Consider the following 26,452-nt stretch of genomic DNA (forward strand, 5'->3'; position numbering starts at 1 on the left):
GGCTGACCGTTCAGCCATCGGTCGAACGGCTCAGCGCTTCCCATTGATCGATCTCATTGGCCGCCTGCTCCAGTCTGGAACGCACCAGGCTCAAGGCATCGCTGCCCAGCAGCAGGTGTGCGGGTGGCGTCGGACTGGCGATGACCTGCAGCATCGCCTGCGCGGCTTTCTGCGGGTTGCCCAGCTGCCTGCCGCTCTTCTCTTCGCGGGCTTTGCGCAACGGGTCGAAACTGGCGTCATAGTCGGCAATGCTCCGTGGAGTGCGCTGCATCGAACGACCGGCCCAGTCCGTGCGAAACGAGCCTGGCGCCACGGCGGTCACGAAGATATTGAACGGCCGCAATTCTTTGCTCAGCGTATCGGAGATGCCTTCGAGCGCAAACTTGCTCCCGCAGTAGTAGGCGATACCCGGCATAGTGACTGTGCCGCCCATGGAGGTGATATTGAGAATGTGACCGGCACGCCGCTTGCGAAAATAAGGCAGGAACGCCTTGGTTACCGCGACCGCGCCGAACACATTGACGTCGAACTGGCGACGCAGCTCCTCCAGCGGCGACTCTTCGAAGATGCCCTCATGACCATAGCCGGCGTTGTTGACCAAGACATCGACCGGGCCATGAACGGCTTCGACAGCAGCGACCACGCTGTCGATCCGCTCGAAGTCAGTGACATCCAGAATCACCCCATGGGCACGATCCGCGGAAAGCGCCTGAAACGCCTGCAAGGCCGCTTCATTGCGCACAGTGCCGATAACCCGATGCCCCGCGGCAAGCGCTTGCCGCGCCAGCGCATTGCCAAAGCCGCTGCTGACACCCGTGATGAATAGGGTTTTTATGCTGTTCATGGCGAGCTCCGATAAATAGGGACGAGGCGGCCATGCTATCCAGGGAAAACCCGGTCACCTATGCCGGTTTGTCTTTGAGCATTGCCTATTCCTATCAGGACCAGTAGTTAAGTGGGTACGCGTTTAACCACACAACATGTGTTGGCTGTACGTCTCCCTGAAAAACAGTTCAAACAGAGAACGAATGGAAGGGCCCAACCCAAAACTGAATCAACCCAAGCAGCACCGTCTAAGTTCGGGGTGACAGGAAGCAGTTAGCAGCAAAGTGACTCTTTATCGCGGGCCGACCAGCAACAACTAGTAAGCAATACATCTGTTTCATCCCTCTCCGTCATGAAGACATCCATACCTCAAGACAAAAGGGGCAACATAGAGTAAGAACCTAGCCCCTACTCTATGTTGCCCCCCAAGAAAGGTCGGCTCTCGCACTAGCAGTTGGAGGCTACGAAATAACCTTCGTGGCAAACCGCCCCGACTCGAGAGCACTCACCGGGGAGAAACCAGCCGTCTTTTTAAACGTCATGTTGTGCACGAAGTTTTTCATGGCATCGGAAGGGTCAATAGCCTCCACGTTGAGAGTATCAATAGTGGAACGAGAGAACGCCACGCTGAGGACTGGCTGCTCCTCCATGTGGCCCGTTGAGCTATTGAGCACGTTGTCCAATGCAGTAACGATCACCAAATCGTCCGGCAGGATTGCCAGAAGTTCGCGCCCCACACGCAAAGCGCAGCTGCAGACATAGTCTTGGTGAAGTTCGTTAAACCGGCCTAAGGGCATGGTCTTGGTCGACAGCTTGCCACTCTTAAGCAGGGATTTGACCTCCGTCGGAATCACGTGGGAACCATGAATCGACAACTGGGCCTCCAGGATGCCGCTTTCATGGACAATCATCTGAATGGCTGATCCGAGATGTGAGATTTCTGCGAAGGGCTCGAACGCTTCGATGGCATCAAGCTTCGCCTGACGATCACTCTCCAGGATACGCTTGGCGAGATCTCGCTCCTCCGCCCAATCAGAGTGAGCGACTTTCCACTCTTCCAACTCTGCTTGGTACCGATTCTCGTCCTCCATCTGGGCAGTCCCGATCTTTATGACAAGTGCTTCTCGCTGACGAGTATCCAACTTGAACAGGCGAGCCCAGAAATTCGGTCGATAGGTTGCGCTGGCATGTATAGCAGCTTGCTCGAACGTGCCGTTCTTCTGAGGTTTCTTAGGCTCGGGCTTGGAGAGAAGTTGCTTCCATTTGATGGGCTCGCCACATTCCTTGTGCATGGAGAGGAGAACCTCAAGGTGATTTTCATACACCTCAACTTCGTGCGCTGCTTGCTCAAGAGCCTCCATGCGAGAGAACTCTTTGCTTTGCCGCTCCAGTTCACGCTGCCGACGATGAGCGTTGCGCTCAGCTCGTCGTGCTGATGCCTGCAGTGAACGCACAGTCCCTTTCCACCCCATCTCTACTCTCCCTAGTTTGATCAAGCAAATGGAGGGGCCCCTCGCAGCGCGCCCCCTCTTACAATGAGTGCTATTAGTATTCGCGTTTTTGGCGAATCGCTTTCTCGATCCTCAATCGGCCTGCATGAGCAAGTTTGCTAACACCCGCCTCTTTAGCAACTGCATAGACCAACGTTTCGCCCTCATGGCCTCTTAGAGCCATCTCTTCAGCGAGAGCAGACAACTCTGGAAGGCAAATCTCAGCAAGCCCTCGAGTGGAGTCATCGTCACCCGCTCTACGGAACACGACACTGTTGTCTGTTTCGAGATGAGCAGGCCAGAAAAAGGACCCAATCTGCTCTTCCTCGTGCGATCTGAACCGCGCACGAGCGATCTGATCAACGCGATCACGTATACGTGAGCCCGTGCGAACCCAACCATGTGCCCGAGCAATACGCCTCGCTAGCTCAGTGTCCAGTACCGGCCCTTCTTCAGACACCACGTAAGCAATCATCTGCTCCAGCGTGGGCGTGTAGCTCGGATCAAAGAAACGATCTGGATCGACACCTTCGACTGCTTGGCTTGGGTCTGTTTCCCTGTATAGCGGATAATTCTGCACAGGGGTAAACGCAACCACTTCTTCAGCAACGCTCAATGTCGCCGCCTTGGCATATTTCAACTCCGGTAGTGCGCCTTCAAGGTCATTGGCAACGGGGGTGGTCTCTTCCGCCATTACAATACTTACCTGATCTACAACCTCAATGACCTTGGCAACAGCTGCGTCTATTTTCAGTCGCTCTGCCTCTTGCGCAGCATCAATGACCGCCTGCTTGGCACGCGATTCAGCCAGGATTTCATTCAAGCGCTGATGAACCTTCTCAGCCGTCCCGACGGCATCAACCCACCAATCCGTTGACCAAATCCGTACGATCTCCCAACCCAACCCCCGCAGCACGAATTCACGGAGCTTGTCACGATCTCGAGCTGTGGCACTACGGTGATAGGTGGCGCCATCACACTCCACTCCAGCAAGGAACCGACCAGGTGCGTCTGGATGAACGATACCCAAGTCAATACGGAACGAAGATACGCCAATCTGCGTATGTACTTGCCAGCCCTTCTTTGCAAGCGCGGCTGCGACTGCTTCCTCGAACGGACTATCAAAGCCACCAACACTCCCAAAATTCGCCTCCGCCAGGGCTCGAGGACCACGCTCAGCGAATTCCAGGAAGTGTTTCAAGTCACGCACACCTACCGCCTGTGTGCGAGCCAGATCAATGTGCTCTGGACGTAAGGTAGAGAACACCACCAGCTCCTGACGGGCGCGAGTGATGGCTACGTTCAAGCGACGCTCGCCACCGGGACGATTCATCGGCCCGAAGTTCATGGACAGAACGCCCGCAGCATCTTTCCCGTACGTGGTCGAAAAGTAGATGATGTCTCGCTCATCACCCTGAACGCTTTCCAGGTTCTTGACAAACACTGGTTCAAGCTCGGACTCAGAGAAGTAAGAGTCCAGCGAAGGATCCTTTCGGCATGCCTCATCCAGCATGTCCATGATGAGTTTCTGCTGCTCGCCATTGAAGGTTACAACCCCCACGGTCCGTCTGCTTTCACGGAACGTTGGTGACTGAAGACGAGTGATCAGATCGGCAACCAAAGCTCGTGCTTCAATCAAGTTTGTTCTCGACCCGCCTTTGTCATAGACACCCGCAACTGAGCAAAGCCTTACCGCTTTATCAGCTGTAAACGGCGACGGGAAGGTCACCAACTTAGACTGGTAGTAGCGCTGATTCGAGAAGGCAATCAGGCTTTCATGACGACTACGGTAGTGCCAGTTGAGATTACGCATTGGGAGATTCGCACTAATACACTCGTCCAGGATGCTCTCCAAATCAGCCTCAACATCCTCGTCATCAGCCGTCGACTCAGCTCGGTCAAAGAAGGACGTCGGAGGAAGTTGCTTGGGATCACCTACCATCACCACCTGACGCCCTCGAGCCATTGCACCGATAGCGTCCCAAACAGGAATCTGAGAGGCCTCATCGAAGATCACGAGGTCAAATGGACTGGAAGCAGGAGGCAGGTATTGGGCGATGGATAGCGGACTCATCAGCAAGCACGGCGTCAGCTTGGTCAGCGCCTCCGGTGCACGATTCATTAGCTCGCGCAATGGGATGTGCTTCGTCTTCTTGCCCATCTCGTGACGCAACAGCCCCCATTCCGAAGAACGACTCACGCTGTCTTGGCTTGGAAGATCCGCGCACAAACGAGCACGAAGCCAATCCTTGGTCAACGCTGTGAACTTATCATCCAATGTCCGGAAATCGCGAATGCGCTGCTCGTGCTCGACGCTGACGAATGTCCGGATCACTTCCTCGTTGTCCACCGTGGTGTTCAGCCACCAGCGAGCATAGTTAACTTCCAGCACGCGACGGACTTTGCCTGAGGAGATAGCACCGGTTTCCATCGCTTGAACAATCGGTGCCAAGCCAACGGCATATGCCTCGTCGCGAACTTTCCGCCAGGCACACCATGCTTTGAGTCGTGATTCGGACGAGACAACAATTTCGCAGTTTTGCTTGAGCTCACTCAGCCCCAGATCAACTGCTTCGTTGATACCCGACTCAGTGAAGTGCCCTACTGCCATCAAGTGTTCTGACCGGCCGCCTAACTGCTCAAGCTTCTCGCGAAGACTGACGCCCGCAATAGCAATGGCACCCTCTGGCTCTAGTAATGCGTTGCCATCCCCCAGCAGAGTGTGAAGCGGCGATTTATAGCCAGCGACTTGCTCAGGATTGAGCGCTAGTTTGGCAATCGCGATGGCCAGCCGGCCCTGGAACTCAATCGCCTGTCGAGCAGGCTCGACCTTTGTCTGCAAATCGTTCCAGAGTGGAATAACTTCACGCAGGTCGACCAGTTCCGACAGCTCTCGTTCAATCGCCGACCTTTGTTTCAGTAACTCGAGGTCGCCTTTCAAAGAGGATCCGCAGCCCCCTTCCTCCACTTGAGGGTGATCATCAACCAGACGGCCACGCTCCTCAATGTCACGTCGTTCAGCTTGGAAGCGTAGCGCTGCAGCCAGCAACTCGGTGTCGGAGTGCAGGCCTTTCCAAAGTTCAGCAGTATCAGCACTCAGATCTGCCAGCTCGCCGAGATCAATGTCGAAACGAGTGATGGTACGCAGCCGGGCGAGCTCTGCCTTCAAAGCTTCACCAAGGTGGCCTTGCTCAATCAGCTGGAACTCCTCATTCACCCAAGTGTCATCATCTTTCTGATGCCTGATGGCCTCCTGTAGTTTGATTGCCGCTGCGAGGTGGGCCGCTTCGGATTTCGCACCTTGCCAAACAGCAACGCACTCATGACCCGGTTCCAGTTCATCAATCGCTCTGCGTACCGAGCGGATCTCAGTCCATGTGGTGAGATCCTTACCAATATCTGCTTCATCGGTGGCGGTCTGAGTCGAGGTCATTACTCCGGTAATCCTGCGCTTGCCGAACCAAGACTTAGGCCAGAAAGCCTCCTCTGCTTCTTTCCACTCGCGCTGCAGGAGCTCTACATCTAGAGCCTCAATTGCGTCTCCATATTTAACTGTTAGCTGCTGCTTGAGACCGTCAATCCGACTCAGCATCTCCAACGCTTGATGGAGTACCTCTGTGACGGTTTGCGGCCAGGCTGGGCCCAGCTCTGCAAAGGTCGCGCGACGTTGCTTCAGAAGGTCGATACCACGTTTGACTTCAGAAACAACGCGGGAAGACCAAATAGGTGAGAGCCTGGCATTGATGTCACGATGCTGTTCGACCCAGGCGCAACCGTCACTCAGCCGCTGAGACAATGAGCGGGCATCTGGCCGCAAAGCGAAGCGCCAATCCTGGCCGGCAGCCGTAGGTAGCACTTGCGAGAGTATCGACAGCCCCTCAAGGGTAGAAGGTGTGTATGCCGTAGCAGGCAGTCCGGACAACTCGACGAAGCGATCGGCAGATCGCTGTGTTTCAAGGACAGCGGGAAGTACATCACGGGCCGCCTGTACGAATTGCTGCTGCCAATGAGGCGACCACTCCGCCTGGCCAACAGCCGACAAGGCGTTGCCAGTTAACTGACCATAACCCACGGCTTGAGCATTAACCTCAAGACGGTCGCCCAGCTCTCGGAGCTCAAGCATGGCTTTCTGGTCATGTACGTCAGGGGATGCCCAGCCGAGTGGAGCTACTGGCTCATCAGTACCTGATGTAACCACACCAATCGCATCGTAAATTGAGTAACCGTTGCGATGCCGGCGGTGCAGACGCTCGACATAAATATTGAGGCCATCTCGAAGCGAGGCGAGTCGCTGCGCTTCCACTTCCCACGCAGCAGAGTCGACCTGCCCCTTCGCTTCCCAAGCGGACTGCAATTGAGCCAGAACATCAGTCTTTCGAGCCTTACTGGAATGAAGCTCGAGGCAAAACTCACCGAGACCAATCTCACGTAGACGCCTATATACAACATCCAGAGCTGCAATTTTCTCTGACACAAAAAGTACACGCCGCCCCTGTGCTATCGACTGAGCGATCATGTTGGAAATTGTCTGACTTTTACCGGTACCCGGCGGGCCTATAAGAACGAAGTCCTTACCCTTTGCTGCGCCCATCACTGCAGCAAGCTGGGATGAGTCCGATGGCAGCGGGCAGAACACATCGGTTGGGCCATAGTCGCGATCCAGCGACTCAGCTTCGGGGAAAGGAGTGTCGGAGATGAACGAATCTCGCGGCGTATCGAGCAGGTGCTGGACAACAGGACTCTGCCGAAGGTGTTCTGCGTTCTCGGCAAGATCTTTCCACATGAGATACTTGGCGAAAGAGAACATCGAGAGCACGACGTCCTCACTCAGTTCCCATCCAGCGATGTCCTTGATCGCATGACCGACCTTTTTCCAGATGCCTGCGATGTCCAGGCCCGAATCATCCCGCGGCAGCTCGTGCTCTAGCGATCCAAGACCAAGCTCGAAGTCCTGACGCAACATCTCAATCAGCGTCGGGTTAAAGCGTGGTTCGTCATCATGCAGCACCATGGTGAAACCGGAACGAGCGCTCTTGCGCTCCAGGGTTACTGGTACTAAGACCAAGGGCGCTCGATACTTCTGGCCAGCCCTATCCTCTCGCGTCCAGCTCAGGAAACCGATGGCCAGGAACAAGGTGTTGGAACCGCCCTCCTGTAACGCGGTTCGAGCGCTTCGATAGAGTTCGGTAAGTCGAACATCCATCTCCGTGGCAGTCAGTGCCACAAACACCTCTTTGCGTTTCAGGGCATCCTCAGCATGACGGCGACGAACATCCTCTCGTTCGCGCTGCTCATAGAGCGCACGCTCGCGCGGGTCTGCTCCATCCATGAGATCAGGCCTGGTCAACAGTTTCAATGCCTGTCCACTGGAGAGAATGTCCTCCAGCGCTCCTGGATCAGGAGACTCAAGTTTCAGCGCCCGCTTACCCATTTTGAAGTTGAGCAAGTTGTTTCGGAGTGAAAGATCTAGGAGTTTGCGCTGCCACCGACCTAGGCGATCTGCCGAGTCAAGCTTGGACAGATCCTCAACCTGAACCTCTCCGTTATCGTCCGAAATGTCGAGGCCTTCCTCGACCAACAACAATGAGTTTTCATCTGACTCAGCAATAGCTGCACGCGCTATCTGCGCCTCTGAACTGGCTAGCGGCTTGATGCGTTGCAAACGAGCGCGACGAATATCCAACAGCATTTCAAAGTCGCTTTCGGTGTCTTCAGCTATCTGTTTGCTGCCCTGCTCTACTGCGTACGAAAATGGTGGTATTGGACTGTGAGTAATCAGCGTGGTCTCAAACAGCACAAGCTCCTGGAGTTTCACACGTTTACGCACGGCAGTGACGTCATCCACTAACGTAGTCGTGAACTCTTCAGGCTTGAGCCACAAACCTGCGAAGGCATGCCCACGGGTGAAGACAATAACCGGGTTGAGGCCAACTTGCTCCAATGCCGCACAGAAGAGCAGAGTGAGGTCTAGGCAAGTGGCCAAGCCGGAATCGGCAATTTGACTGGGACTGCGAACCTTCTGCCCTGACTGTTCGAAGCTCGCTGGCGGTAATGCATAGTCCAGCTTCATCCGTGCCACTGCCCCCCAGACTGCCGAAGCCAACTGCCAGGCACGCTTGGGGCCACCTTCATAACCATTGAGGGCAGATGACTTATCGCTCAGGCGAAGCAGCTCAGCGGCCTGTTTAAGCAGACGCTCTACGGCTGCGTCATTGGGCTGGACGAAAGCAGCGGTCATATCTGGGATATGCCTGAGGCCGCCCCATTGATTCCTGGGAAGAAGATCGACAATTTGCTCAAGCCGAGCAACTTCCCTCCGGCCACCCTCAGCTTCCTTGTCATCGACCTCAAGAACAAACGTGAAGGTGGACATCTCGGCTTCTGTCAGACGGGTCAACAGAGGACCGTCCAGAACCAGATCAATACCTGGTATTACTCGAAAGGTGTCAGGAGCGATCTCATCAATTCGCCAAACCTTCGACTTGAATATCTCAGGAGATGAAGTAAGTGTGAGGGTGGCGCTGACGAAGCGATAACTAGTCTCATTCGAAATACGAAGCTCTCGAATCACCGGGATGGCGTTCTGGAAATCTGCGAGGTTCAGCTTCGCCACTAAAGTGGCGAGGATCTTAATCTCTTTTGGCTGTTCTTCGAGGGGAGTGACAGACTGAACGATGTCGTCCATACGCAACTATCCTTGTCGTAATGCCCAAGGGAGTGCAGGCGACTGCCCGGTCAATTGGGCCCCGCTTGAGCTGATGGCGAGATGATAGCCTGTCTGCTCACAGCCGTAATGGGCCTTTAGTCGCCGATCTCCACTTCCGCGAGTCAGGTCCGCTCCAGCGTGGCAAAAGGGAAAGAAGCAAAAAGCCTCGGAACAACTAAGCAAGATCGTCGTAGGCTATCGAGGGAAAAGCGCCCTTCCTCAAATCCGCTCTAGTAAAAAGTCACGTCATGCCAAGGCTGCTACGTCCAAACGAGTCTTGAACCAAGGGGTGACGGAAAACAGACAGAGAAATGCACTTAAAACCACTGGATACTGCTGGAACGCAGCCGACGTCAGTGGAATACCGCACAAACGAAAAAAGGACCCGAAGGTCCTTTTTTCGATCGCTGCAGAATTCAGTGGAGCTCTGTAGCGCTATGTTTGGAGCGGGAAACGAGACTCGAACTCGCGACCCCGACCTTGGCAAGGTCGTGCTCTACCAACTGAGCTATTCCCGCGTCTTGGTGGTGTGCATTCTATAGAAATTCGAAACTGCGTCAACCCCTTGATTCAAAAAAGTTTTATTTCTTTTCTACATCGGTCTTCAGGTGCGGCCAGGCAGCGCGCAGGTACTGCAGCATGGACCACAGGGTCAGGCCTCCCGCGATCAGCAACAAGGCATAACCCAGCAGCACCCAGAAGGTGAAGGCCGGCGGGTTGGCCAGCAGGATCACCAGCGCCAGCATCTGCGCGGCGGTTTTCCATTTGCCCATGTTGGACACCGCCACTTGCGCGCGGGCACCCAGTTCGGCCATCCACTCGCGGAGGGCGGAAACGACGATTTCACGTCCAATGATCACCGCCGCCGGCAGGGTAAGCCACAGGTTGCCGTGCTCTTGCACCAGCAGCACCAGGGCCACCGCCACCATCAACTTGTCAGCCACCGGATCGAGGAAGGCCCCGAACGGTGTGCTTTGCTCCAGACGCCGCGCCAGGTAGCCATCGAGCCAGTCAGTAGCCGCGGCGAACGCGAAGACGGAACTGGCGGCCATGTAGCTCCAGGAGTAAGGCAGGTAAAACAGCAAAATGAAGATCGGGATGAGCAGAACGCGTAGAACGGTGATCAGATTAGGGATATTCATCGGCACAACTGGCTACGAGGTGAGTTGGCAATCTACTCGAAAAAGACAGCAGATGAGCTAGGCACGGCCATTCTACGGGCTTCTCGCACAGCGTGTCTAACACTGTTCCAACACGTTGAGCCCCTCGAAAGCGCAACTTCCTGGGGCCTGCGCGCGCAGTATCAGACTCAGTTCGCAAGTCTGCTGGAACCGTCGTATGTAGACGTAGTGCGGTGGCCATGCAGATTTTCCAGCCAGACTCTCAGACCTCGCTAGACTCTATCCAAGTTCAGAATCGTCCTAAAGCCTTGCCCATCGCCGCTTGCTAGGTTTGCGCGGCTCTACAAAGAGCCTCGCGGATCAGTCAACGCAGGGACGATAAAATGCTCTCTTCTGCTCGCCTGGGCGACAAACACGTCTGCCCTCTTCCCGGTCACGGCACCACTCCTATTGCTTCCGCTTCTGGTGACATCAACATCAACTTCATGGGAGCAGCCCGAGTCGGTGACACTTGCGGTTGTGGCGCAGTCATCACCACGGGGGTTCCCTCGATCATCCTGAATGGCCGCCCTATGGCCCACTTAGGGAGCCCGACCAGTCACGGTGGGACGATCATCACGGGGTCGGGTGATACTTTCGGTGGTTTTGTCATGGGGCCTGCTCCTGGGGCTGCCATCATCAACTTCGCAGCACTCGGCGTGTTTCGCCCGGATGGCTCGGTGGACGATGAAAAGATGGCGACCTTGTTGGCTGATCCGAAGCTGACCGAGAAGGCGACCGCGGCAAATGCCTTGGTTGATCCCAATGAGGCCTCTAAGGCGCCTGAAGAGAAGCCGAAGGAGAAGGTCTGTACCGACCCCGACCGCATGGAGGAACTGGCGAGCTACATTGCGGGCGAGATGAATACCAATATCAACAGCCCGTCTGTGCGACAGATGAAGGATTTGAATAACTTTGACCCAGCAATGGAAACACGAAAATACGCTGAGCTTCCGTTCTACATGCGGCTCGGTCCCGGCCCAGACTTCTACAGTTTGGCGCTCGGAAAGAAAGCCAAGGCTTTTGCTATCTGGACTGAGCGAGTGGGGCAGAACCGGCCTTGGGACCACAAGCCAAAGCTGAAAAATCTCTTTGGTGAATACCCTTGGCATAAGCAAGGTGCCTATGAATATTTCTACGATATCTGGTCGAACATCCACTACGGATATGTTGGTGTCGCAGGTGGGCTTTCTGAGAGTGTCTTATTGGACGGTGCTGGTGTAGAGCAAATTGGATCAGACACTTGGCGCTTCATCAAAAACCCTAAGAGATTTGATGGCCCGCAAAGGACCCAGGGTGTTGAAGGTATGCGCGCATGGGATGATGTACCCGACAGGGTCTCGATTATTATCCGGATGAGCCTATACAAGGAATATCCAAATGGCGGCCTCACAGGGAAAATCATTATGGACAAAGTGTTGGCAGTACCCATAAGCGACTGGGCGAAAGGAGTTCAACCACATGTCTGCAAGTGAGAAAAAGCGCTACTTAGGGCGGTGGATTACAGGATTCGTTTGCGTCCTCATTGCATGCTGGTATTTGGCTTTGCCAAGGGTCGTCATTTACTACTCAGACGATGGCTCAAAAGAACTCAAATACGTCTTCAATACGCAGCATTCAATATTTCGACGAGACTTGATGCCGGGTGAGACAACCGGTGATGCAGGGCATATTTTCCCCGATAAGGATTTCTTTATGATGTTCGATTGGTGGGCCGATACGACCCCGGCCCGTTGCATCTACATCACGCCAAAACGGTGGAGAACAATGGGCATTTACCTTGATGGGAGCGCTAAGATCGACATCACGAAAACAGCCCCTGATGTTATTGCCCGTCTGAAACAGTGCCCCGGTCAGCCCGACCCTTTCCGCCCCTGAACTCTCCCCTACTCGCTATGCAAGTTCGCATAAATCAGTTCAGCGAGCTTTTTACTGATCCCCGGCGCCTTGGCGATCTCCTCAATGCTGGCGCGAGACAGTTCCTGCAATCCGCCAAAGTGTTTCAGCAGGTCGCGGCGGCGCTTGGGGCCGACGCCGGCCACGCCTTCGAGGGTCGAGGTGCGGCGGGTCTTGCCGCGACGCGCGCGGTGGCCAGTGATGGCGAAACGGTGAGCCTCGTCGCGGATCTGCTGGATCAGGTGCAGCGCCGGTGAGTCGCCCTTGAGGGTGAACTCATGGGCCGCATCGTTGAGGTAGAGGGTTTCGAAGCCGGCCTTGCGCGTCGCGCCCTTGGCCACCCCCAGCAGGATCAGGTCGGGCACCGCCAGCTCGTTGAGCACATCGCGGGCCATGGATAGCTGGCCCTTGCCGCCGTCCACCAACAGGATGTCCGGCAGTTTGCCCTCGCCGTCCTTGAGTTTGCTGAAGCGTCGGGTCAGGGCCTGGTGCATCGCCGCATAGTCGTCGCCGGCGGTGACGCCTTCGATGTTGTAGCGCCGGTAATCGGACTTCAGCGGACCTTCCGGGCCAAATACCACGCAGGACGCCACGGTCGCCTCGCCGCTGGAGTGGCTGATGTCGTAACACTCCAGGCGTTGCGGCGGCTCGTCCAGGTTCAGCACTTCGGCCAGGGCTTCGAAACGTGCGGCCACATGCTGCCGATTGGCCAGCCGCGCGCTCAGGGCCTGCTCGGCGTTGGTCACCGCCAGTTGCTGCCAGCGCGCCCGCGTGCCGCGCACCCGGTGGCTGATGCTCAGCTCACGGCCGCGCAAGGCCTGGATCGCAGTGATCAGGGTCGGGAAATCTTCATGGACCACGTTGACGATCAACTCGCTGGGCAGGTCGCGCTCCGGGCTGCTGAGAAAGTACTGGCCAAGGAATGCCGACATGACCTCGGCCACCTCTTCCTCGATACCCACCTGGGGAAAGAAGTTCTTGCTGCCCAGCACCCGGCCGCCACGCACGCTGATCAGGTGCACGCAGGCGCCGCCCGGGTTGACGAAAGCCGCCACCACATCGACGTCGCCGCTGCCGCCTTCCATGCTCTGCTGGTCCTGCACCCGCCGCAGCAGGGAAATCTGGTCGCGCAGCTCGGCGGCCTTCTCGAAGTCCAGGGTGCTGGCCGCCTGCTCCATGCCGGCGGACAGTTCATCGGTCAGGGCATTGCTGCGGCCTTCGAGGAACATCACCGAGTGGCGCACATCCTCGGCGTACACCTCGGCTTCCACCAGGCCGACGCACGGCGCCTTGCAGCGCTTGATCTGATATTGCAGGCACGGCCGGGTGCGGTTCTTGTAGTAGCTGTCCTCGCACTGGCGGACCATGAAGGTCTTTTGCAACAGGCTCAGGCTCTCGCGAATCGCCCCGGCGCTGGGGTACGGGCCGAAGTACTTGCCCTTCTGCTTCTTCGCCCCACGATGGATACTGAAACGCGGAAACTCGCCGTCCGACAGAAACACATAGGGATAGGACTTATCGTCGCGCAACAGGATGTTGTACGGCGGCCGCCATTCCTTGATCAGCGTCTGCTCCAGCAGCAGGGCTTCGGTTTCGTTGGCGGTGATGGTGGTTTCGATCTGTGCGATGCGCCCCACCAGGGCAGCGGTCTTCGGCGCCAGGCCGGTCTTGCGAAAGTAGCTGGCCAGGCGGCTCTTCAGGTTCTTGGCTTTACCGACGTAAAGCAGACGTGCATCGCCGTCGAACATGCGATACACGCCAGGACGGCCACTGCAGGTGGAAAGAAAAGCACTGGGATCAAACGGGTCGGTCATTGTCAGGCGCTGGCATCGACCATGCCGTGGCGAACCGCCAGCAACGTCAGTTCGACATCACTGCTGATCGAGAGCTTCTCGAAGATACGGTAACGGTAGGTATTCACGGTTTTCGGAGACAGGCACAGCTTGTCGGAGATGATCTGCACTTTCTGGCAGCCGACAATCATCAGCGCAATCTGGATCTCGCGCTCCGACAAGGCGTCGAACGGTGAATCACTGGACGGCTGGAATGACTTGAACACCAGTTGCTGGGCAATTTGCGGGCTGATGTAACGCTGGCCGGCAAACACCAGACGGATGGCCTGCACCATTTCGTTGAGACCCGCGCCCTTGGTCAGATAACCCGCCGCGCCGGCTTGCAGCAAGCGAGTCGGGAACGGATCTTCTTCACACACGGTGACGGCCACGACTTTGATATCCGGGTGACTGCGCAACAACTTGCGCGTGGCTTCAAGACCGCCGATCCCGGGCATCTTGACGTCCATGAGGACCACATCGGGTTTCAATTCCCGGGCCTTGATCAGGGATTCCTCCCCTGACTCGGCCTGACCGACCACTTGCAGGCCATCGATGTCAGCCAGCATTCGTGTAATACCTGTACGAACGAGATCATGGTCATCGACTACTAGCACCCTAATCAAGCAGACACCTCGCGATTTGGTCTTATAGGTTGCCGGACACCTTAGCAAAAAAGCAGCGTGCTGACCTAATGACAAACACCATATAAAAAGCACTTGTTCACCAGGGGTATCCGGTGGATGGTTGATGCGCTGCGAACGCCCTGCCCTAAGGCTCTCGGGCGTCCGCCTTTCTTTTCATGAGGCTGGAAACCGAAAGCTCGGCAAGGGTATGGGTCAGGTGCCGGATCGCGTCCTGATCTTCCTTGTACAAAGCCCGATAACTGACGAGAATTTTCTCTTCGCTCTGGCTGAGGTTATCGGCCCTGGTCGGGGTTCGCCTGCCGGTCACTATATAAAGGACATCGACCCCTTTTGCCGCCACCCGGGACAAGTAATCCGCCTTGGGCACACGGTCTCCATTTTCATATCTGCCTTGGGCATTGGCTTCCACGCCGCCAACTTCACCAAATTTTTTCTGCGACAACCCCAGGCGTTCCCTTTCCTGTCTTAACCGCGAACCGATTCCACTCATTTGGATGTATGATCCTTTTTTATGCACCCCTAGGGGTGTTACACCCTTCAAGCATTGAACAAATTTGAACGGTTTTGAACTATGCCCGGTATCCGCACTGCCGCACAAGCCAAGGCCTGGCTTGAACATCAAGGTAAATCGGTTCAACAGTTCGCCCGTGAACACGGGGTCGACCCAGCCACCACCTACCAGGTATTGGCCGGCCGCAAGAAAGGACGACGCGGAGAGGCGCACAAGGTGGCCGTATTGCTGGGTATGAAAGACGGCATCATCCTCGCCGAGCCGGAGGGTCCCGATCAGGCGCCCGCCTGATCCTCGACTGTCGCCACACTGCTCGGGACGACCGCCGCCCCGCACAAAAACCAGCGGCTACGCATCCGCGGCGCTGCTTCGCTCCATCCGTAGAAAGCACTCGTCTTCCCCGACCACCTTCAGCCCCATGCGCCCATAGAGCGCCTGCGCCGGGTTGTCCTTGAACACCGTCAGCCGCAGCAGCCCGCGCCGTTCGCCGCGCGCCATCGCCCGCACCTGTTCGATGGCCCAGGCCCCGGCACCTTGCCCGCGAAACGCCTTGAGCACATGCAGCTCGCGAATATACAAGGCCCTGGAATCGCGACTCAGGCTGACGAACCCCAGCACCTCGGCGCCCTGGCAGATCAGCAGGTTCTCCCGCCCGGCCCAGGCCACATCGAAGGCTTCGTCCAGCCACAACAGGTCGTGACGGATGTAGTAGCCCAGCATGGTGCTGCGGGTCAGGTCGCGGGCGAACAGCAGATCCTCCGGGGTGTTGGCCGGACGCAGTTGGAAACTGTTCAAGGCGCTTCGACCGTCACTTGTTGACCACTCCAGCGACCGGCGTCGCGCCGGGCGATCAGCAACTCATCGCCAGTGCCCGCCGCGACTACGATCAACCCGCCATCCGGCCCCCAGATCGCGCTGCGGCCCGCCGACACCCAGCCGCCGGTCGGTCCGCCGTGGTTGGCCATCAGCACCGGCATTGCATGCTCCGCGGCATAGCCCTGCAACAAGGCACTGTCCGCGGCGTAGCCGTTTTCGCTGATCAGCACGCCGGCGGCATAAATACCGGCACCGGACTGCGCCGCCGCACGCGCGTGGCTGGCCTGGGAGAAATCGGCGCACATCGCCAGGGCCACCCGGTCCTCGGCGAAGCTCAGGTTCGCGCCACCCGCGCCTGGGCTGAACACCAACTCCTCGCCGGCATGCAGATGCTGCTTGCTATAGACCGCCAACGACCCATCGGCCGCCAGCACCAGGGCGCCGATCAACAGCGGGCCCTCGGCCGACAGGCGAATGGGCATGCCCACCACCGCCGTCACCCCCAGCTCCCGGGCCAGATCGCGCAACGGTTGCAACAACGGGCTCTGGGGCAAGACCGCCAGCTCGGCCGCCAGGGTGGGCTCGTAACCGGTCAGGGACAGCTCGGGAAACACCAGCAATTGCACGCCCTGCTCCGCCGCGGTGCGGATAAAGGCCTGGTGCCGGGCAATATTGCCCGGCAGGTCTCCGGCAACGGAAATCGATTGGGCGGCGGCAAGGGTCAGGGAGGTCATGATTCATCCTGAATGAGCACAAATGAGGGCGTGGCGAGTTTGTCATAAAACTTCAAAGCGCTTAACTCATAGGCACTTACTGGTCATGTAATAGGAATTTCTGATTGAACCACCACCCCGGCCTCTAGTAAGCTCGGCCCACTTCACGGAGAAACAGCATGTCGTCCCTCACCCTTTCCATGCATCGTCACACTGCCAGCGCCTCGCGCGTCGGTGCGGCTGCCTGGGTGAAAAACGCCTGCGCTCCGGCGAGCTTTTATTTTGGGTATTGGTTTAGCCACTGGCGCGCCTGATACCCAAACGGCGCCCACTTGAACGGGTCGCCTACCAGAGAAAATCTCACCCCCGGTCGGCCTCCCGACCGGGGGTTTTGTTTTTCTGGGCCAACGATTTTTAACCACGACTTTCAGTAACACACCGAACTTACCGAGGATTGAAACCATGAACTACGCCACCTATTACCGTTACGACACTTGCACCACCTGGCGATTTAGCAGCCTCCGTTCGGGACAGCCTGCCGCCTCCGATCGGTCACCTACTGGTGGCAAACACACCTGCACAGCCAATCCGGCCAATTGTCGAACACCCCAGTAGGGCCGCGCGCGGGACACTACCCGCCGCCTGCCCAGGAAGCCTTGAACATGAACTCGTCCGTCTCCGCTCTGCCGCTGTCCACCCGCCACTGCGCCAACGAAACCCTGAGCCAGCGCCTGCCCAGCTCGCTGGAGCTCAAGCAGCAACTGCCGCTCAGCCCGGCCCTCGGCCAGCAAGTCGCCGCCCATCGCCAGGCGGTGCGCGCCATCCTCAACGGTGAAGACTCCCGTTTGCTGGTCGTCGTCGGCCCCTGCTCGATCCACGATCCCCAGTCCGCCCTGGAATACGCCAGCAACCTGGCCAGCCTGGCCGCCGAAGTCAGCGACGACCTGCTGCTGGTGATGCGCGCCTACGTCGAAAAACCGCGCACCACCGTCGGCTGGAAAGGCCTGGCCTACGACCCGCGCCTGGATGGCAGCGACGACATGGCCGGCGGCCTGACCCTGTCCCGTGAACTGATGCGCGAAATCCTCCGCCTGGGCCTGCCGATCGCCACCGAGCTGCTGCAACCCATGGCCGCCGGCTACTTCGACGACCTGCTGAGCTGGGTCGCCATTGGCGCGCGCACCACCGAATCGCAGATCCACCGGGAAATGGCCAGCGGCCTGGGCATGCCCGTGGGCTTCAAGAACGGCACCGACGGCGGCGTCGGCATCGCCTGCGACGCCATGCGCTCGGCAGCGCACCCGCACCGCCACTTCGGCGTCGACAGCCAGGGCCATCCGGCGGTGATCCAGACCCCGGGCAATCCCGACACTCACCTGGTGCTGCGTGGCGGCCATCGCGGCCCGAACTACGATCGCCAGAGCGTGGCCCAGGTCCAGCACGACCTGCAGAAGCTGAAGATCCCGGCGCGGATCATGGTCGATTGCAGCCATGCCAACAGCGGCAAGGACCCGCTTCGCCAACCGGCGGTGTTCGACGAGGTCCTGGAGCAGCGCCTGCAGGGCGATTCGTCCCTGGTCGGGGTGATGCTGGAGAGCCATCTGTTCGAGGGTTGCCAACCCCTGAGCCCGACGCTGCGCTACGGGGTTTCGGTGACGGACGGTTGCCTGGGCTGGGACGCCACCGAGCAGCTGCTGCGCAATGCCGCCCGGCAACTGCGCAACAGCCGGCAAGCCATTCCGGCTTCCGCCTGAACCTGCACCGTAGGAACGAGGCTTGCCCGCGATGAACGATAACGAGGTGTAACTGACCTTTCGCATCGCCTATATCGCGGGCAAGAGCTGGGCCTGTAGCCGCTGCCGCAGGCTGCGATCGGGGTGCAGCCCCGTAAACCTGAGGATGCGGCATGCCTGGGCTGCGCGCTCGTCCGGCCAGGCGACCGCCGGGCGGTCGATCGCAGCCTCGCCAGGGCTCGGCAGCGGCTACAGGTGGAGCTGCCGGCCATCCTTTGCTGCAACGCTTTGACGGAACTTTGACGAGAATTAGGCTACACAATCCGGTAGGCTCACCACTTTCTTGAAAGGAGCAACTCCCCATGGCCAAAGCCACTGCCCGTCACATCCTCGTTGCCAGCGAAGCCAAGTGCAACGAACTGAAAGCCGAAATCGAAGCCGGCGCCGACTTCGCCGAAGTCGCCAAGAAGAACTCCACTTGCCCATCCAGCCGTGACGGCGGCAACCTCGGCTCGTTCGGCCCAGGCCAGATGGTCAAGGAATTCGACACCGTGGTGTTCAGCGCCCCGGTCAACGTCGTGCAAGGCCCGGTGAAAACCCAGTTCGGTTATCACCTGCTGGAAGTGACCAGCCGCCAGGACTGATCCTGTCGCGATTTGCGTAAACGACGGCCCGCCCTTTGGTGGGCCGTTGTGTTTGGGCTACGGCCCGCGCTGGTCAGCAGCGCGCCGGTAGCGTACAAATCGTGATCATCGATCACCCGGCTCTTAAGGCTGACAATGCGACTGCTTTTCCCCTCCCTGATCTTCACCGCCCTGGCCCTGCTGCTGGGCACCGCGAGTGCCGACGCCGCACCGCAACACGCCTTGACCGTCTATGGCGAACCGGCCAAGTACCCCGCCGGCTTCAGCCACTTCGCCTACACCAACCCACGGGCGCCCAAGGGCGGAAGCATGCGCCGCTCGGCCATCGAGATCGGCCGCTTCGACCACGTGCTGCCCTACATCGACAAAGGCATCGGCGTCTCGCAACTCGACGGCTATATCTACTCGCCCCTGGCCCAGCGCTCGCTGGACGAGCCCTACACCGTGTACGGCCTGGTGGCACAAAAGATGGAGCGCGCCGACGACGGCCTGTGGCTGCGTTTCTACCTCAACCCCAAGGCGCGCTTCGCCGACGGCCAGCCGATCACCGCCGAAGACGTGCGCTATACCTACAACCTGCTGATGACCCAGGGCAGCCTGCGCTATCGCACCCAGTTCGCCGACGTCAAGGACGTCGAAGTCGAGTCGCCGCGGGTGATCCGCTTCGACTTCAAGAGCAATGAAAACCGCACCCTGCCCCTGGATATCGCGACCCTGCCGGTACTGCCCGAGCACTGGTGGAAGAGTCGCGACTTCGCCGGCGGCGGTGGTTACGAAGCGCCCCTGGGCAGCGGCCCGTACAAGGTGAGCAAGGTCGATAACGGCAACAGCATCACCTTCACCCGCGATGCCGACTGGTGGGGCAAGGACCTGCCGGTCAGCCGCGGCCTGTACAACTTCGACCGCTTCAGCATCGAGTACTTCGGCGACACCGACGTCGCCCGCCAGGTGCTGCGCGGCGGCGCCTACGACTACAACCGCGAGTTCTCCGCCACCGGCTTCTCCATCGGCTACGACAGCCCGGCCCTGAGCGACGGCCGCCTGCAAAAGGCCCACCTGGCCAAGGAGGCGCCACAACCGGCCCAGGGCTTCGTGTTCAACCTGCAAAAACCGATGTTCCAGGATCGCCGCGTGCGCCAGGCCCTGGCCATGCTCTGGGACTTCGAGTGGAGCAACCGGCAGATGATGCGCGACCTGTACATCCGCCAGCAGAGCTTCTTCTCCAACAGCGCCCTGGCCGCGCGGGCGCTGCCGGATGCCGAAGAACTGAAGATCCTCGAACCGCTGCGCGGGCAGATTCCCGACGAAGTCTTCACCCAGGTCTTCGAGGCGCCGAAAACCGACGGCAGCGGCCTGATCCGCGATAAACAGCTGCAAGCCCTGGCCCTGCTCGAAGCGGCCGGCTGGAAACCCGACGGCGACCAGCTGGTCAACGCCGACGGCGAGCCGCTGCGCTTCACCTTCCTCAACAGCCAGAACGGCATCGAACGCCTGCTATTGCCCTACAAGCGCAACCTGGCGCAGATCGGCATCACCCTGGAGATCCGCCGCATCGACGCCTCGCAGTACGTCAACCGGCTGATGGCCCGCGACTACGACATGATCGTCACCGGCTACCCGGTGACCACCTCGCCGGGGCTGGAGCTGTACAACTACTTCGGCTCGGCGGCGGCCAACGACCCCGGCTCCAGCAACCTGATGGTGCTGAAGAACCCGGCGGTGGACAGCCTGATCAGCGGCCTGGTCAAGGCCACCAGCCAACCGCAGATGCTGCGTTACGCCCACGCCCTGGACCGGGTGCTGCAATGGAATTACTACTGGATCCCCAACTACTACCCGCCGGGCACCTCCACCGTGTGGTGGAACCGCTTCGGCATGCCGGCCATACCCGCCAGCAATGACGAAGCCATCGAAAGCTGGTGGGAAATGAGCCGCACGCCCCTGACCAACGAGCAAATGGCGGCCGAGCGCGTCCAGCGCGGCAAGCCCGGAGGGCCGCACTGATGCTGGCGTATATCCTGCGGCGCCTGCTGCTGATCATCCCGACCCTGCTGATCATCCTGCTGGTCAACTTCGCCATCGTCCAGGCCGCCCCCGGCGGTCCCGTGGAACAGGCCATCGCCCGCCTGCAAGGCATAGGCGGTGGCGGCAACCTCGGTGGTTCGAGCGACGGCATCAGCGGCAACTCACGGGCCAGCCGTGGCCTCGACCCGCAGCTGATCAAGGACATCGAGAAACAGTACGGTTTCGACAAGCCGGCCCACGAGCGCCTGTGGCTGATGCTCAAGAGCTACGCGCAGCTGGACTTCGGCAAGAGCTTCTTCCGCGGCGCCACGGTCACCGAGCTGATCCTGCAGAAAATGCCGGTGACCATTTCCCTCGGGCTCTGGGCCACGCTGATCACCTACCTGGTGTCGATCCCCTTGGGGATTCGCAAGGCGGTGCACCACGGCAGCCATTTCGATATCTGGAGCAGCACCGCGATCATCATCGGCTACGCCATGCCGGCCTTCCTGTTCGCCATGTTCCTGATCGTGATGTTCGCCGGCGGCACCTCGCTGAACTGGTTCCCGGTGCGCGGGCTGGTCTCGGAGAACTTCGAGCAACTGAGCACCCTGGGTAAGATCACCGACTACTTCTGGCACCTGGTGCTGCCGGTGACCTCCCTGGTGATCGGCGGTTTCGCCACCCTGACCATCCTCACCAAGAACTCGTTCCTCAACGAAATCACCCGCCAGTACGTGGTCACCGCCCGGGCCAAGGGCCTGAGCGAACGCCGGGTGCTCTACGGCCATGTGTTCCGCAACGCCATGCTGCTGGTGGTCTCGGGCATTCCCCAGGCCTTTATCAGCGTGTTCTTCGCCGGCTCCCTGCTGATCGAGGTGATCTTCTCCCTCGACGGCCTCGGCCGCATGAGCTACGAGGCCGCGGTGTCGCGGGACTATCCGGTGGTGTTCGGCTCGCTGTTCATCTTCACCCTGTTCGGCCTGCTGATAAAACTCATCGGCGACCTCTGCTACACCCTGGTCGACCCGCGTATCGACTTCGCCGCGAGGAACGCCTGATGCTCAAGCTCTCCCCGCTGGCGCGCCGGCGCTTCGACCGTTTCAAGAAAAACCGCCGTGGCTGGTGGTCGCTGTGGCTGTTTATCGGCCTGTTCATCCTCACCCTCGGCGGTGAGCTGATCGCCAACGACAAACCGCTGGTGGTCAGCTACCAGGGCTCGCTGTATTTCCCGGTGTTCAAGCGCTACACCGAGCAGGAGTTCGGCGGGCAGCTGCCGTTCCAGGCCGACTACCGCAGCGACTACGTGCAGCAGCTGATCCGCCAGGACGGCGGCTGGCTGCTATTCCCGCCGATCCCGTTCAGCGAAGACACGCCCAACTACGACCTCAGCCGCCCGGCCCCAAGCCCGCCGACCGCGGTCAACTGGCTGGGCACCGACGACCAGGCGCGGGACGTGCTGGCCCGGGTGATCTACGGCGCCCGGGTGTCGATCCTGTTCGCCCTGGCCCTGACCTTTATCAGCGCCCTGATCGGCATCGCCGCCGGCGCCCTGCAGGGCTATTACGGCGGCTGGGTCGACCTGCTGGGCCAGCGCCTGCTGGAAGTCTGGTCGGGGCTGCCGGTGCTGTACCTGCTGATCATCCTTTCCGGTTTCGTCGAGCCGAACTTCTGGTGGCTGCTGGGGATCATGGCGCTGTTCTCCTGGCTGGCCCTGGTGGACGTGGTGCGCGCCGAGTTCCTGCGCGGGCGCAACCTGGAATACGTCAAGGCCGCCCGCGCCCTGGGCCTCAACGACCGCAAGGTGATCGTGCGGCACATCCTGCCCAACGCGATGAACGCCACCCTGAGCTACCTGCCGTTCATTCTCACCGGGGCGATTTCCACCCTCACCGCCCTGGACTTCCTCGGCTTCGGCATGCCGGCCGGCAGCGCCTCCCTGGGCGAACTGATCGGCCAGGGCAAGCAGAACCTGCAAGCGCCCTGGCTGGGCCTGACGGCGTTTTTCACCCTGGCGCTGATCCTCTCGCTGCTGGTGTTTATCGGTGAGGCGTTGCGCGATGCCTTCGATCCACGCTCCTGAATCAAGCGGACTGTTAAATGACTGACAACCTGATCGAAATCCGCGACCTCAATGTGGCCTTCAACGGTCAGAAAGTGGTGCGCGACCTGTGCCTGGATATCCGCCCCGGCGAGTGCCTGGCCCTGGTCGGCGAGTCGGGGTCGGGCAAGTCGGTGACCGCCCATTCGATCCTGCAACTGCTGCCCGACTGCGACACCCAGAGCAGCGGCAGCATCCGCTACCGTGGCCAGGAATTGCTCGGTGCCGAAGCACGGACCTTGCAGAAGCTGCGTGGCGACCGCATCGCCATGATCTTCCAGGAGCCGATGACTTCGCTGAACCCGCTGCACAGCATCGAAAAGCAGATCGGCGAAACCCTGCTGCTGCACAAGGGCCTGGGCGGCAAGGCGGCCCAGGCGCGGATCCTCGAGCTGCTGCGCCTGGTGGGCATCCAGAAACCCGAGGAACGGCTCAAGGCCTACCCGCACCAGCTTTCCGGCGGCCAGCGCCAGCGGGTGATGATCGCCATGGCCCTGGCCTGCGAGCCGGAACTGCTGATCGCCGACGAACCGACCACCGCCCTCGACGTAACGGTGCAGCGCAAGATCCTGTTGCTGCTCAAATCCCTGCAACAACGCCTGGGCATGTCGCTGCTGCTGATCAGCCACGACCTCAACCTGGTGCGCAGCATCGCCCAGCGCGTCTGTGTGATGAAGGCCGGACAGATTGTCGAGCAGGCGCCGTGCGAAACCCTGTTCACCGCGCCCCAGCACCCCTACAGCCGCGTGCTGCTCAATGCCGAGCCGGAAGGCGAAGCCCTGCCCCGGGACGAGCGCGAAGTGGTGTTGCAGGTGGATGACCTCAACGTGCAATTCCAGATCGGCGGCGGGCTGTTCCGCCGCAAGCACTACCTGCGGGCGGTGGACGGCATCAGCCTGAGCCTGCAACGGGGCAAGACCCTGGGCATTGTCGGCGAGTCCGGCTCGGGCAAGTCGACCCTCGGCCAGGCGATCCTGCGCCTGCTGGACTCCGAAGGCAGCATCCGCTTCCAGGGCGAGGCCCTCGACGGCCTCAACCAGAAGCAACTGCGGCCGTGGCGCAAGCAGATGCAGGTGGTGTTCCAGGACCCGTTCGGCAGCCTCAGCCCGCGGATGTCGGTGGCGCAGATCATCAGCGAAGGCCTGGAAGTGCACAGCCAGTCCACCGCCCAGCAGTGCGAACAGCAGGTGATCCAGGTGCTGGAAGAAGTCGGCCTGGACCCGGCCAGCCGCCATCGTTACCCCCACGAGTTTTCCGGCGGCCAGCGCCAGCGCATCGCCATTGCCCGGGCCCTGGTGCTCAAGCCGGCGCTGATTTTGCTGGACGAACCGACCTCGGCCCTCGACCGCACCGTGCAGAAACAGGTGGTGGCGCTGTTGCGTCAGCTCCAGGAGCGGCATGGCCTGACCTACCTGTTTATCAGCCACGACCTGGCGGTGGTCCGTGCCCTGGCCCACGACATGATCGTGATCAAGGACGGCAAGGTGGTCGAACGCGGCCCCAGCCACGAAGTGTTCGACGCGCCGCAACATCCCTACACCCAGGAACTGCTGGCCGCCGCCCACCCCGCCTGAACCCGCATTCCCCTGTAGGAGCGAGCTTGCTCGCGATGCAAGCACCGCGGTATTGCAAGCCCACCGCGCCGAACCCACCGCAGGCACAGAAGCACCACTCTGTAGCCGCTGGCGAAGCCTGCGATCGACCGCGAAGCGGGCGCAGGGTCTGGAGGCCGCCGGAGGTCCTTCGGACCTTTCGCAGCCTGCGGCAGCGGCTACAGGGATAGCGGCAACCCTGATGGTCGCGTCGCTGTGAAGATTCCCGGCATAATCGGCGCCGCGCTCCCTTCAGGACCTCCCCCATGAACGACACCGAAAGCCTCAAGGATTACCAGCGGGTCCGCCAACTGGCGATCCGTTCGCTGTTCGAGATCATCGAGCAATCCAGCGAGGGCACGGTGATCGTCGACCGCGACGCCAACATCGTCTGGATGAACGAGCGCTACGCCCGGCGCTTCGGCCTGGAGTCGGCGGCGTTCGCCATCGGCAAGGCCTGCGAAAGCGTGATCCCCGGCAGCCTGTTGCGCGAAGTGGTGCGTACCGGGCGGCCGATCCTGCTGGACATGCAGGACACCCCCAAGGACCCGCTGGTGGTGATGCGCCTGCCGATCCACGACGACGCCGGGGCGGTGATCGGCGCCATCGGCTTTGCCCTGTTCGACGAGCTGCGCAGCCTGTCGCCGATGCTCAAGCGCTACCTGAGCATGCAGGAAGAGCTGGCCTCGACCCGCTCGCTGCTGCGGGCGCGGCAGGCCAAATACAACTTCGCCCACTTCATTGGCACCAGCGCCGCCAGCCTGGAAGTCAAACGCCGGGCGCGGCGCAGCGCCAGCGCCGACTCGCCGGTACTGCTGCAAGGCGAGACCGGCACCGGCAAGGAGCTGCTGGCCCAGGCCATCCACGCCGCGTCGCCACGGGCGCACAAGGCCTTCGTCAGCATCAACAGCGCGGCGATTCCCGAGGCCTTGCTGGAGGCCGAGTTCTTCGGCACCGCCCCCGGCGCCTTCACCGGCGCCGACCGCAAGGGCCGCGCCGGCAAGCTGCAGATCGCCCAGGGCGGCACGCTGTTTCTCGACGAGATCGGCGACATGCCCCTGCCGCTGCAAAGCAAGCTGCTGCGGGTGCTGCAAGAGAAAGAGTTCGAGCCGGTGGGCTCCAACGAGGTGATCCAGAGCGACGTGCGGGTGATCGCCGCCACCTCCACCGACCTCGAAGCGGCGATCAAGCGCGGCGAATTTCGCGCCGACCTGTATTACCGCCTCAATGTGCTGCCGATCCAGGTGCCGGCGCTGCGCGAACGCCTCGACGACCTGCCAGCCCTCAGCGAAGCCATCCTCGAAGAACTGCGCAGCCAGCACGAACTGACCCCCGATGCCCTGGCCCTGCTCGGCCAGCACGCCTGGCCGGGCAATATCCGCGAGCTGCGCAACGTCCTGGAACGCGCCGCCCTGCTCAGCGACGACCTGATGCTCAACGCCGGTGACCTGCGCGCGGCCATCGGTACCTTCAGCCCGGTGCCGCGCGCAGCCAGCCCCCAGGCCGCCGAGGTGCAAGCCAACGAAACCTTCGCCGCCGCGCGCGAGCGTTTCGACCGCCAGGTGATCGAGTCGGCCCTGGCGCATTGTGGCGGCAAGGTGGTGGAGGCCGCGGCGCGCCTGGGGCTGGGGCGCTCGACTTTGTACAAGAAGATGGCGGCGCTGGGGATCGAAGAGTCTCAATAAAGAGACATAAATCTCTATACAGAGACAGCCTTGAGCGCTTCGCGCTCATCGCGAGCAAGCTCGCTCCTACAGGGGTTCACACCGTCCCTGTAGGAGC

At 60.0% G+C, this 26,452-nt stretch carries 19 protein-coding genes and 1 tRNA gene; 10 read left to right on the forward strand and 10 right to left on the reverse strand.

Going from position 1 to position 26,452, the window contains the following annotated elements; all coding sequences use genetic code 11:
* Positions 1 to 10: 10 nt before the first annotated feature.
* The 5 genes from BM019_RS24725 to pgsA all read right to left on the reverse strand — a co-directional run bounded on the left by BM019_RS24725 (position 11) and on the right by pgsA (position 10,163).
* Positions 11 to 844 (reverse strand): oxidoreductase, encoded by an 834-nt coding sequence (locus BM019_RS24725; protein WP_092421040.1) that lies wholly within the window; start codon positions 842 to 844, stop codon positions 11 to 13.
* A 442-nt stretch (positions 845 to 1,286) separates the two neighbouring features.
* Entirely contained in the window at positions 1,287 to 2,279 is a 993-nt protein-coding gene (locus BM019_RS24730; RefSeq protein WP_345788668.1) for a hypothetical protein, read from the reverse strand.
* Between the two features lie 91 nt (positions 2,280 to 2,370).
* Positions 2,371 to 9,000: a DUF3320 domain-containing protein gene (locus BM019_RS24735; RefSeq protein WP_092421046.1), complete on the reverse strand. Its 6,630-nt coding sequence runs from the start codon at positions 8,998 to 9,000 to the stop codon at positions 2,371 to 2,373.
* 463 nt (positions 9,001 to 9,463) lie between these two features.
* Positions 9,464 to 9,539 (reverse strand) — tRNA-Gly (locus tag BM019_RS24740).
* A 63-nt stretch (positions 9,540 to 9,602) separates the two neighbouring features.
* The gene (pgsA, locus tag BM019_RS24745) at positions 9,603 to 10,163 is read right to left on the reverse strand and encodes a CDP-diacylglycerol--glycerol-3-phosphate 3-phosphatidyltransferase (protein WP_007924430.1); all 561 of its coding nucleotides are present in this window, start codon (positions 10,161 to 10,163) and stop codon (positions 9,603 to 9,605) included.
* A 362-nt stretch (positions 10,164 to 10,525) separates the two neighbouring features.
* On the opposite strand from pgsA, the gene BM019_RS24750 reads away from it, so the two are divergent.
* Both BM019_RS24750 and BM019_RS24755 read left to right on the forward strand, forming a co-directional pair.
* Positions 10,526 to 11,656: a polymorphic toxin type 44 domain-containing protein gene (locus BM019_RS24750; protein ID WP_092421049.1), complete on the forward strand. Its 1,131-nt coding sequence runs from the start codon at positions 10,526 to 10,528 to the stop codon at positions 11,654 to 11,656.
* Positions 11,643 to 12,059 (forward strand): hypothetical protein, encoded by a 417-nt coding sequence (locus BM019_RS24755; RefSeq protein WP_037004821.1) that lies wholly within the window; start codon positions 11,643 to 11,645, stop codon positions 12,057 to 12,059. The genes BM019_RS24750 and BM019_RS24755 overlap by 14 nt, the downstream gene beginning before the upstream one ends.
* A gap of 8 nt (positions 12,060 to 12,067) precedes the next feature.
* Here the strand turns inward: BM019_RS24755 and uvrC are convergent, their stop codons facing one another.
* The 3 genes from uvrC to BM019_RS24770 form a co-directional block, all read right to left on the reverse strand.
* The gene (gene uvrC / locus BM019_RS24760) at positions 12,068 to 13,891 is read right to left on the reverse strand and encodes an excinuclease ABC subunit UvrC (RefSeq protein WP_009044408.1); all 1,824 of its coding nucleotides are present in this window, start codon (positions 13,889 to 13,891) and stop codon (positions 12,068 to 12,070) included.
* Positions 13,892 to 13,893: 2 nt separating this feature from the next.
* Positions 13,894 to 14,535, reverse strand: a complete 642-nt coding sequence (gene uvrY, locus BM019_RS24765) for a response regulator transcription factor GacA (protein ID WP_009044409.1) — start codon at positions 14,533 to 14,535, stop codon at positions 13,894 to 13,896.
* A 145-nt stretch (positions 14,536 to 14,680) separates the two neighbouring features.
* Complete coding sequence (locus BM019_RS24770; protein WP_009044410.1) at positions 14,681 to 15,046, reverse strand: helix-turn-helix domain-containing protein; 366 nt, start codon at positions 15,044 to 15,046, stop codon at positions 14,681 to 14,683.
* Between the two features lie 81 nt (positions 15,047 to 15,127).
* On the opposite strand from BM019_RS24770, the gene BM019_RS24775 reads away from it, so the two are divergent.
* Positions 15,128 to 15,358, forward strand: a complete 231-nt coding sequence (locus BM019_RS24775; RefSeq protein ID WP_009044411.1) for a DNA-binding protein — start codon at positions 15,128 to 15,130, stop codon at positions 15,356 to 15,358.
* A 57-nt stretch (positions 15,359 to 15,415) separates the two neighbouring features.
* On the opposite strand, the gene BM019_RS24780 is transcribed toward BM019_RS24775, so the two are convergent.
* Complete coding sequence (locus BM019_RS24780) at positions 15,416 to 15,862, reverse strand: GNAT family N-acetyltransferase (RefSeq protein WP_092421052.1); 447 nt, start codon at positions 15,860 to 15,862, stop codon at positions 15,416 to 15,418.
* Positions 15,859 to 16,617, reverse strand: coding sequence for a carbon-nitrogen hydrolase family protein (locus BM019_RS24785; RefSeq protein WP_092421055.1), 759 nt, complete (start codon positions 16,615 to 16,617; stop codon positions 15,859 to 15,861). Before BM019_RS24785 ends, BM019_RS24780 begins: the two co-directional genes overlap by 4 nt.
* 641 nt (positions 16,618 to 17,258) lie before the next feature.
* Here BM019_RS24785 and BM019_RS24790 point away from each other — a divergent pair.
* From BM019_RS24790 to BM019_RS24820, 7 genes are all read left to right on the forward strand, one after another.
* The gene (locus BM019_RS24790; protein WP_092421058.1) at positions 17,259 to 18,350 is read left to right on the forward strand and encodes a 3-deoxy-7-phosphoheptulonate synthase; all 1,092 of its coding nucleotides are present in this window, start codon (positions 17,259 to 17,261) and stop codon (positions 18,348 to 18,350) included.
* A 341-nt stretch (positions 18,351 to 18,691) separates the two neighbouring features.
* Complete coding sequence (locus BM019_RS24795; protein ID WP_007924449.1) at positions 18,692 to 18,973, forward strand: peptidylprolyl isomerase; 282 nt, start codon at positions 18,692 to 18,694, stop codon at positions 18,971 to 18,973.
* Between the two features lie 135 nt (positions 18,974 to 19,108).
* Entirely contained in the window at positions 19,109 to 20,977 is a 1,869-nt protein-coding gene (locus BM019_RS24800) for an extracellular solute-binding protein (RefSeq protein WP_092421061.1), read from the forward strand.
* A complete protein-coding gene (yejB, locus tag BM019_RS24805) occupies positions 20,977 to 22,038 on the forward strand; it encodes a microcin C ABC transporter permease YejB (RefSeq protein WP_092421064.1) in 1,062 nt (353 codons plus the stop codon). The genes BM019_RS24800 and yejB overlap by 1 nt, the downstream gene beginning before the upstream one ends.
* A complete protein-coding gene (locus BM019_RS24810) occupies positions 22,038 to 23,060 on the forward strand; it encodes an ABC transporter permease (RefSeq protein WP_092421067.1) in 1,023 nt (340 codons plus the stop codon). Before yejB ends, BM019_RS24810 begins: the two co-directional genes overlap by 1 nt.
* Positions 23,061 to 23,077: 17 nt before the next feature.
* Entirely contained in the window at positions 23,078 to 24,652 is a 1,575-nt protein-coding gene (locus tag BM019_RS24815; protein WP_092421070.1) for an ABC transporter ATP-binding protein, read from the forward strand.
* A 284-nt stretch (positions 24,653 to 24,936) separates the two neighbouring features.
* Positions 24,937 to 26,355 carry a sigma-54 interaction domain-containing protein gene (locus BM019_RS24820; RefSeq protein ID WP_092421074.1) on the forward strand — a complete coding sequence of 473 codons (1,419 nt, stop codon included), beginning with the start codon at positions 24,937 to 24,939 and terminating at the stop codon, positions 26,353 to 26,355.
* Positions 26,356 to 26,452 lie beyond the last annotated feature (97 nt).

The organism is Pseudomonas sp. NFPP07, from assembly GCF_900115645.1.
In the GTDB taxonomy this organism is placed as follows: Bacteria; Pseudomonadota; Gammaproteobacteria; order Pseudomonadales; family Pseudomonadaceae; genus Aquipseudomonas; species Aquipseudomonas chlororaphis.

What these genes read in the sequence shown, in the direction of transcription:
- BM019_RS24785 (WP_092421055.1), bottom strand. Translation starts at nt 16,617, where the DNA reads ATGACCTCCCTGACCCTTGCCGCCGCCCAATCGATTTCCGTTGCCGGA.
- BM019_RS24750 (WP_092421049.1), top strand. Translation starts at nt 10,526, where the DNA reads ATGCTCTCTTCTGCTCGCCTGGGCGACAAACACGTCTGCCCTCTTCCC.
- BM019_RS24815 (WP_092421070.1), top strand. Translation starts at nt 23,078, where the DNA reads ATGACTGACAACCTGATCGAAATCCGCGACCTCAATGTGGCCTTCAAC.
- BM019_RS24790 (WP_092421058.1), top strand. Translation starts at nt 17,259, where the DNA reads ATGAACTCGTCCGTCTCCGCTCTGCCGCTGTCCACCCGCCACTGCGCC.
- BM019_RS24735 (WP_092421046.1), bottom strand. Translation starts at nt 9,000, where the DNA reads ATGGACGACATCGTTCAGTCTGTCACTCCCCTCGAAGAACAGCCAAAA.
- BM019_RS24820 (WP_092421074.1), top strand. Translation starts at nt 24,937, where the DNA reads ATGAACGACACCGAAAGCCTCAAGGATTACCAGCGGGTCCGCCAACTG.
- BM019_RS24795 (WP_007924449.1), top strand. Translation starts at nt 18,692, where the DNA reads ATGGCCAAAGCCACTGCCCGTCACATCCTCGTTGCCAGCGAAGCCAAG.
- BM019_RS24810 (WP_092421067.1), top strand. Translation starts at nt 22,038, where the DNA reads ATGCTCAAGCTCTCCCCGCTGGCGCGCCGGCGCTTCGACCGTTTCAAG.
- BM019_RS24755 (WP_037004821.1), top strand. Translation starts at nt 11,643, where the DNA reads ATGTCTGCAAGTGAGAAAAAGCGCTACTTAGGGCGGTGGATTACAGGA.
- pgsA (WP_007924430.1), bottom strand. Translation starts at nt 10,163, where the DNA reads ATGAATATCCCTAATCTGATCACCGTTCTACGCGTTCTGCTCATCCCG.
- BM019_RS24775 (WP_009044411.1), top strand. Translation starts at nt 15,128, where the DNA reads ATGCCCGGTATCCGCACTGCCGCACAAGCCAAGGCCTGGCTTGAACAT.
- yejB (WP_092421064.1), top strand. Translation starts at nt 20,977, where the DNA reads ATGCTGGCGTATATCCTGCGGCGCCTGCTGCTGATCATCCCGACCCTG.
- BM019_RS24725 (WP_092421040.1), bottom strand. Translation starts at nt 844, where the DNA reads ATGAACAGCATAAAAACCCTATTCATCACGGGTGTCAGCAGCGGCTTT.
- uvrC (WP_009044408.1), bottom strand. Translation starts at nt 13,891, where the DNA reads ATGACCGACCCGTTTGATCCCAGTGCTTTTCTTTCCACCTGCAGTGGC.
- BM019_RS24770 (WP_009044410.1), bottom strand. Translation starts at nt 15,046, where the DNA reads ATGAGTGGAATCGGTTCGCGGTTAAGACAGGAAAGGGAACGCCTGGGG.
- BM019_RS24800 (WP_092421061.1), top strand. Translation starts at nt 19,109, where the DNA reads ATGCGACTGCTTTTCCCCTCCCTGATCTTCACCGCCCTGGCCCTGCTG.